Source organism: Anaerococcus sp. NML200574 (assembly GCF_026131665.1).
Lineage (GTDB): Bacteria > Bacillota > Clostridia > Tissierellales > Peptoniphilaceae > Anaerococcus > Anaerococcus kampingae.
The window spans coordinates 1-7,216 of record NZ_JAMXSM010000048.1; the positions used below are offsets into that span (position 1 = coordinate 1).

The following is a 7,216-nucleotide window of genomic DNA, read 5'->3' on the forward strand; positions in this document are numbered from 1 at the left end:
TTTCAGAAGAAAAAGTTGGTTGTCATCTGGTTAACCAAAGGTTGTCAAGTGGTCAACCCAGTATAGATAAGGGTAGATTAGATAAGGTTAGTATAGATAAGGGGAGAGAAGAACAGTCCACCCCCATCTTTTATGGAGAATTCAAAAATGTAAGGTTAAGCAAAGAAGAATACCATAAGCTAAAGGATAAGCTACAAAGTCATACAGATACAATGATTGAAAAGCTATCAAGATATATCAAAAGCTCTGGGAAATACTATAAAGACCATTATGTAACAATCCTTAATTGGTATGAAGAAGATAAAGACAAACTAATACAAAAAGGTTTAAATAAAAAAATGAACTATGATGTAGGAGAATCTTTGTAGATAAAAAGAGGTGGAAAGCCACTATTAAAGACTTTAAGTCTAAAAAGGTATAAAAGTATGCCAGAGATAATAAAAAGATAAATATGACACTTAAAAGGCGATTAGAAAATTAAAAATCTAATCGCCTTTTTTATTGAAACAAACAGGAGGAAAAATATATGCACGAAAATAAAAATGAACATAATACAGGAACAAAGACTATAAAAAAGATTGGAAAAGTAACTTATGAGGTTATTGTCCATTTTAATGAAAATGCGACTGAAACTATGCAAGATAAATTGAAAAGGATAATGCTTAGAGAAATGGAGCGAGAAAAACATCAAAAAGCGATAAAAAATGATTAAAAAGTCCTTGACAAGTTGTTACAGGAAAAACTGCCAAGTCAATTCTAATATCTTGTGGAGCAAGACTTGCACCTTTTGATATAAGAGAGCTTAGAGAACTAATGAGTGAAGATGAACTAGAACTTGATAAAATTGGAGATAGGAAAACTGCCTTGTTCGTAATAATATCAGATACAGATGATACCTTTAACTTTGTAGTTTCAATAATGTATTCTCAACTATTTAATCTTCTATGTGATAAGGCAGATGATGTGTATGGTGGAAGACTTCCAGTTCATGTTAGGTGTCTACTTGATGAGTTTGCAAATATAGGATTAATTCCTAAATTTGAAAAATTGATTGCAACAATTCGTTCAAGAGAAATATCGGCAAGCATAATACTGCAAGCACAATCTCAATTAAAAGCAATCTATAAAGACCATGCAGATACAATAGTTGGTAACTGTGACTCTACACTCTTTCTAGGAGGAAAAGAAAAAACAACGGTAAAAGAATTATCTGAAACCTTAGGAAAAGAAACCATAGACCTATATAACACATCAGAAACAAGATCTAACCAAAAATCTTTTGGGCTAAATTACCAAAAAACTGGGAAGGAACTTATGAGCCAAGATGAAATAACTGTAATGGATGGTGGTAAGTGTATTTATTAGTTAAGAGGAGTAAGACCTTTCTTGTCTGATAAGTTTGATATTACAAAACATAAGAATTATAAGTTGTTGGAAGATTATGATAAGAAGAACTTGTTTGATGTGGAAGAGTATTTAACAAATAGAGATAAGGTAAAGTTAAAATCAAGTTATAAAATAAATAGGTTAAACATCTGATTTTACGGAGAAAGCAAAATGTGTGAAAATAGAAAATCATCTTTAATTATATTAAATATAAATGGGGAGCAGTTTATTCTGGAAAGTGATACAGAACTCACAAGGGATAAGAAAAATTATATTGAAGCAATATGTGAGACAATGTACGATGAAAGTAATGAATGGTACGAAGATATATATGATATGTCCCCATATGATATAGCTGAGCTATTTGAAAAAACAGTAAAGGACCAAGTAGGAATAACTGTTACATTTAAAGCGATAGACCTTGAAGTATCAATTTTAGAAGACTAGAAATAAGGTATTAATGAGCGATAGAAATTAAAAACTCTATCGTCTTTTTTTATACTCAAAATTAGAAGGTTAAAACTTGGATAAGAATAGTTTATCACATACCAAATGGAGATGTAAATACCATATAGTTTTTGCACCAAAATATAGAAGACAAGTAATATATAGACAACTAAGAAAAGATATAGGCAGTATACTTCGAGAATTATGTTCAAGAAAAGGAATAAACATAATAGAAGCAGAGCTATGTCCAGATCATGTACACATGCTGGTAGAAATATCACCAAAATATTCTGTATCACAAATAATGGGATATTTGAAAGGGAAAAGTTCATTAATAATATTTGATAGACATGCCAACCTAAAATATAAATATGGAAACAGACATTTTTGGTGTAGAGGATATTATGTAGATACAGTGGGAAGAAATGAAAAGAAAATAAAAGAATATATACAAAATCAATTAAGAGAAGATTATTACACTGACCAAATAAGTATAAAGGAATATTATGACCCGTTTACGGGAAAGTCAGTAAATAAGAACAAATAAAAAAACTGCTTAAGCAGTAGTTGGGATAGTGGTGCATGTGACAGAATACTCGACAGCCCCAATAGGGGCGTGCCGGTATTCGCGCCTTATAGGCGCTGTGCAAACTACCAGCTAAGCTGGTAGTTTTGATTATAGTAGTTGATGTAAGTATTTTTTGCTATAGTAAAAATATAGGCCTTAATATTTCTAGTATTTTCTATTTTCTTACTATTATTTATGACTTTTAGAAAAGTTTCGCTTGTTATATCCTGGGCTACGTCCTTATTTTTACTCAAAGAGAGCAAAAATCTATAAACATCTTCAAAGTATATTCTATATATTTTTTCGATATCCATTTTGCCCTCCTCACTCTTTATGATATAATAATATTATCAAATATTAAAGGAGATGCCATGAGAAATAAAGAACTTTATGAAAGGATATTTTTACGAACAACAATTATTATTTTAACCATATTATTTTTATTATTCCTTGCACCAGCCCTATTAAATGCCCTCATGCCCATAATACTAGCTCTAGTAATCGTGGGATTATTGGCACCATCTATAAGAAAGATTGACCATATCCTGCCAATCAAACACAAGGCGGTATCCTACCTGCTTGGTACAATCCTGCTCTTGCTTCTATTATTTTTCTTGGTATGGTTTGTTCAGTTTATAGTAAATCAAGTCTCTGGCTTGGTAGGTAATATCATTAGCAATTGGGATAAGATTGTATCTTCTGTAAATACTTGGATCAATGATGCCAATTCACAGATTAACCTCATGCCAGACTATGTATCAAACACAATAAGGTCTGGACTTAAGTCTTTGTATGAATGGTTGGGTAGCTTACAAAAAAACGCAATCAATATTACCTTTGGCTTTACCCAAGCTTTTATAAATACCTCCAATGAAATAATATTTTTTGTGATTACTTTTGTAGTTGCATTTTATATAATACTTGGCGATATGCAAAATGTTTATGATAAATACCATCTATTGATACCAGAAAAGTCAAAGAATAACCTTTCTTTGATAAGGGCTGTCTTTAAGAATTCAACCTGGAATTATATAAAATCCCAACTAAAACTAGCCTTTCTGTGCACAATAATAATGGCGATTTTCCTGTTTTTCATAGGCCAACAATACTTCATGCCAATAGCCCTAATATTAGGATTTGTAGACCTACTTCCTATGATTGGTCCTATAATAGTCCTCTTGCCATGGTCAATAATAGAACTACTTATCTTTGATAATACCATAAAATCCTTAGGACTATTGATTGTATTGACAGCTTGGACTGGGCTTAGACAAGTCATAGCTCCAAAGGTAATAGGAAGTTCTGCAGATATACACCCAATTCTATCAGTTATAGCTCTTTATGCTGGACTTAAACTTTTTGGAGTGATGGGAGCCATATTGTTGCCAGTTGTATTTATATTTATTGTAGGAATTTATAGGTCTGGAATAATTGATAATTGGATTTATGATTATAAACTATTTTTTAAATATATTAGTGATACATTAAACATTGGAAAAAGAAAACTGGATATTCCAGATGAAGAAAATTAAAAATTAAGTATAGTGTTCTTAGTGATAACAATTATCAGTAAGGAGATATTATGGATAAATTTCAAGTTAAGATTTTGGATATAAAAGAAGAATACAAGTATGTATGGACATATACCTTAGAAAAACCCGATGATTTAAATTGGGATGAGGGTTCTAGCTTTCATCTGGCTCTACCAGGTTACGATGAGACAGGAGAGGTAAATAAAAAACTAATTCATCACTTAAGTATAAACACACTTACAAGTGAGGGGAATATTAGATTTACTACAAAAATTCCTATAAGAAAATCACCTTTTAAGAAGACTTTATCGATTCTTAAGATTGGAGATACAGTAACAATTTTTAAGCTAAAATCTCACATGTCCTTAAAAAGAGAAAATAGACCGCTTGTTGCCCTTTCTCAAGGTCTTGCAATGTCAACTATTAGGCCACTTATAAAAAGATTTGAAGAAGATAACACAGATATTCCAGAATTCATAAGTGTAAATGTAAATACCAAGGATACTCATCTTTACGAAAGTGATTTTGAAAATATTGACGGATCACTTTTAGTCAAATATTGGCTAGATAGTAGAAGCGACTATCTTGAGAAAATAAAAGAGCTTGCTAATGATAGGTCAGACTCATATTTTTATGTGGTTGGTAGCGAAAATTTCTTGTTGGATACTCTATTTGTTTTATTAGAAGAAGGAATAAGTGAACAAGCCATTGTTATCGATAAGGATAAGGAAAAAAGAGATATCTTTTTACAAAGCTTAGAAAATTATAATATTATATACTAAAAATTGATGGCATTGCCATCTTTTTTTATATAAAGGAGAAAAAATGGAAAAAGTTGGATGCTACATACATATTCCTTTTTGTCAAAAAAAGTGCTATTACTGTGATTTTTGTGCATATATGAATGTAGAAAATAGGGTTGAACCCTATATAAAAAATTTAATAAAGGAAATTAAGCTCTACCAAGAAAGACTAAATATAGAAATAGATACTATTCACATAGGTGGGGGTACTCCTTCTTATGTAGATGCAAAATATATTGAAGAAATAGTAAATGAAATAAAGAAATTTAAGATAGAGAAAATAAAAGAATTTACCATAGAATGTAATCCAAACTCTATATCTAAGGAAAAACTAGCAATCTATAAGGATATTGGTATCAATAGGATTTCTCTTGGTGTCCAATCTTTTGATGATGAAGTCTTAAAAGAAATTGGCAGAAATCATACAGCGGATATTGCCCTAAAAGATATAGATATGATCAGGGATGCTGGCTTTGACAACTTATCCTTTGACCTCATGCTCAATCTTCCAAGGCAAACTTATAAGTCTGTTAAAAATGAACTAGCTATGGTAAAAAAGATTTCTCCTGAACACATATCATGGTATTCTCTTATTCTAGAAGAAGGATCAAGATTTTATGCTTTAGATAAAAAAGGGCAAGCTAGACCTGATGGAAGATGACCTAGAGGTAGTTATATTTTCATATCTTGTTGATAGCTTAGATAAATTGGGACTTAAAAGATATGAGATATCCAATTTTGCGAAAGCTAGTAAGGAGTCTATCCATAACAAGAAATACTGGAATATAGATGACTATATAGCCTTTGGCCTAGGAGCTTCGGGATTTTTATCTAATAAGAGATATACCAACACTAGAAATTTTGTAAAATATGACAAGGCTATTAGAGAAGCTAGGTATCCTATCGTTTTTGAAGAATTTATAGATAAGGATGAAAGAGAGAAAGAATATATTATATTTAAACTTAGGGAGAGCGAGGGAATAAATCTAAGAGAATTTAAGAAGAAATTTGCCTGTGATTTCCTAGTTAAATATCAAGATGTGATAGAAAAATTCAAGGACCAAGATTTTTATAAGCTTGATGATAATTTCTATTTTACTAAAAAAGGAATGAGTCTTTCCAATGAATTCTATATTGAAATCATTTAAACTTTAGTGAATTATATTTTCCTAAGTGGGTAAATATCATATAGAACATAGAAGGAGATTATATTATGGAAATTAAAAAAGTTACTGTTGCAGGCGGTGGAGTTTTGGGAGCTCAAATTGCCTATGCCGCTGCCTTTCATGGTTTTGACGTTACTATATGGGGAAGAAGCGAAGGTTCGATTGAAAGAGCTAAGCCAAGGATTAACAAGGTATATGAGACTTATACGAAAGAATTGGAACTTGCACCAAGATACATCGGAGCAGAATTCCCAAACTATCCTAGGTCATTTTTTGATGATGTTAAGGATATAAATTTAGAAAAGATCGAAGAGTTAAAGAAAAATAACGAAAAAGCCTACAAAGATTTAAAATATACAGTCGACTTAGAAGAGGCCTTTGCTGATGCTGATTTAGTTATAGAGGCTATAGCAGAGAAAGTTAATGAGAAAAGGGCCTTTTATGAGAAGATTAAAGATATCTTAAAGGATGATGCAATACTTGCTTCAAACTCTTCAACTTTTATGCCATCAATGCTTAAGGACTTCACTGGAAATAAAGAAAGATTCCTTCACTTACACTTCGCAAACAATATCCATAGACAAAATCTTGCAGAAGTTATGGGTCATGACACTACAAGTAAGGAAGTGATATATACTGTAGCTCAATTTGCAAGAGATATAGGAATGTATCCAGCTATTATAAAAAAAGAGAATCCTGGCTATATCTTAAACTCAATACTCGTTCCTCTTTTAGATGCAGCTCTTGCTCTTTACGGAGATGATATTGCAGAGCCAAAAGATATAGATATGGACTGGAAGATTGGATCAGGTTCACCAAAGGGGCCTTTCGAGATGATCGATATCATAGGAATTACTACCGTAATTAATGTTACAAGCACTAGGGAAGATGCTAAAGATCCATCATCTCCTATGGGCAAGGCTCTAAAGAAACTTAAAGAAAGGGAAGCCAAGGGACTTAAGGGAATTGAGACAGGAGAAGGCTTCTACAAATACAGATAAATTAATAATGCTTCTGAGCTTAAGTCTTGGGAGCATTTTTATTGTCCACTTAAGTGAGTTGAGCGAACGAAAGAGAGCGAAACAATAAACCACCTGCTATGCAGGTGGAGGGATTAAGCTTTAGCTTCAAGCACCAAGAAAACCTCCTTAAAGTATAATTGTGATAGTCACATGCACAATTAAACAAGACCAGCTATCAAATGTCAAGAGAAAATAAAAAATAATTAATCTTGTAATTTATGGCACATCAAATAAGCCTAAAAATTAGGCTTAGAAAAACTAAATAACAACTAAATATTCGGTATGTAAGTTT

Annotated in this window: 9 protein-coding genes and 2 pseudogenes; 10 read left to right on the forward strand and 1 reads right to left on the reverse strand. The window is 31.7% G+C overall.

Going from position 1 to position 7,216, the window contains the following annotated elements; all coding sequences use genetic code 11:
* The 5 genes and pseudogenes from NH286_RS10230 to tnpA all read left to right on the forward strand — a co-directional run.
* Positions 1–368, forward strand: a pseudogene (locus NH286_RS10230) (replisome organizer); the annotation flags it as partial.
* A 158-nt stretch (positions 369–526) separates the two neighbouring features.
* On the forward strand, positions 527–712 hold the full coding sequence (locus NH286_RS10235; protein WP_265238707.1) for a transposon-encoded TnpW family protein: 186 nt from the start codon (positions 527–529) through the stop codon (positions 710–712).
* Positions 713–723: 11 nt separating this feature from the next.
* A pseudogene (locus tag NH286_RS10240) lies at positions 724–1,539 on the forward strand (VirD4-like conjugal transfer protein, CD1115 family); the annotation flags it as partial.
* Positions 1,540–1,557: 18 nt separating this feature from the next.
* On the forward strand, positions 1,558–1,833 hold the full coding sequence (locus NH286_RS10245) for a hypothetical protein (RefSeq protein ID WP_265238708.1): 276 nt from the start codon (positions 1,558–1,560) through the stop codon (positions 1,831–1,833).
* A gap of 76 nt (positions 1,834–1,909) precedes the next feature.
* Positions 1,910–2,380: an IS200/IS605 family transposase gene (gene tnpA / locus NH286_RS10250; RefSeq protein WP_060802660.1), complete on the forward strand. Its 471-nt coding sequence runs from the start codon at positions 1,910–1,912 to the stop codon at positions 2,378–2,380.
* Between the two features lie 104 nt (positions 2,381–2,484).
* Here the strand turns inward: tnpA and NH286_RS10255 are convergent, their stop codons facing one another.
* Positions 2,485–2,715, reverse strand: coding sequence for an RNA polymerase sigma factor (locus NH286_RS10255; RefSeq protein ID WP_004815884.1), 231 nt, complete (start codon positions 2,713–2,715; stop codon positions 2,485–2,487).
* A 57-nt stretch (positions 2,716–2,772) separates the two neighbouring features.
* Between NH286_RS10255 and NH286_RS10260 the strand changes: the two genes are divergently transcribed.
* From NH286_RS10260 to NH286_RS10280, 5 genes are all read left to right on the forward strand, one after another.
* A complete protein-coding gene (locus NH286_RS10260; protein WP_004815883.1) occupies positions 2,773–3,933 on the forward strand; it encodes an AI-2E family transporter in 1,161 nt (386 codons plus the stop codon).
* 50 nt (positions 3,934–3,983) lie between these two features.
* A complete protein-coding gene (locus NH286_RS10265) occupies positions 3,984–4,715 on the forward strand; it encodes a hypothetical protein (RefSeq protein WP_004815882.1) in 732 nt (243 codons plus the stop codon).
* 43 nt (positions 4,716–4,758) lie between these two features.
* Positions 4,759–5,397 (forward strand): radical SAM family heme chaperone HemW, encoded by a 639-nt coding sequence (gene hemW, locus NH286_RS10270; RefSeq protein ID WP_180960101.1) that lies wholly within the window; start codon positions 4,759–4,761, stop codon positions 5,395–5,397.
* Entirely contained in the window at positions 5,387–5,884 is a 498-nt protein-coding gene (locus NH286_RS10275) for a HemN (protein WP_180960102.1), read from the forward strand. Before hemW ends, NH286_RS10275 begins: the two co-directional genes overlap by 11 nt.
* A 65-nt stretch (positions 5,885–5,949) precedes the next feature.
* Complete coding sequence (locus NH286_RS10280) at positions 5,950–6,903, forward strand: 3-hydroxyacyl-CoA dehydrogenase (RefSeq protein WP_265238714.1); 954 nt, start codon at positions 5,950–5,952, stop codon at positions 6,901–6,903.
* Positions 6,904–7,216 lie beyond the last annotated feature (313 nt).

Excerpts from the sequence above, each read along its gene's own strand:
- NH286_RS10235 (WP_265238707.1), top strand. The coding sequence starts at position 527 with ATGCACGAAAATAAAAATGAACATAATACAGGAACAAAGACTATAAAA.
- NH286_RS10245 (WP_265238708.1), top strand. The coding sequence starts at position 1,558 with ATGTGTGAAAATAGAAAATCATCTTTAATTATATTAAATATAAATGGG.
- NH286_RS10255 (WP_004815884.1), bottom strand. The coding sequence starts at position 2,715 with ATGGATATCGAAAAAATATATAGAATATACTTTGAAGATGTTTATAGA.
- NH286_RS10260 (WP_004815883.1), top strand. The coding sequence starts at position 2,773 with ATGAGAAATAAAGAACTTTATGAAAGGATATTTTTACGAACAACAATT.
- NH286_RS10265 (WP_004815882.1), top strand. The coding sequence starts at position 3,984 with ATGGATAAATTTCAAGTTAAGATTTTGGATATAAAAGAAGAATACAAG.
- hemW (WP_180960101.1), top strand. The coding sequence starts at position 4,759 with ATGGAAAAAGTTGGATGCTACATACATATTCCTTTTTGTCAAAAAAAG.
- NH286_RS10275 (WP_180960102.1), top strand. The coding sequence starts at position 5,387 with ATGGAAGATGACCTAGAGGTAGTTATATTTTCATATCTTGTTGATAGC.
- NH286_RS10280 (WP_265238714.1), top strand. The coding sequence starts at position 5,950 with ATGGAAATTAAAAAAGTTACTGTTGCAGGCGGTGGAGTTTTGGGAGCT.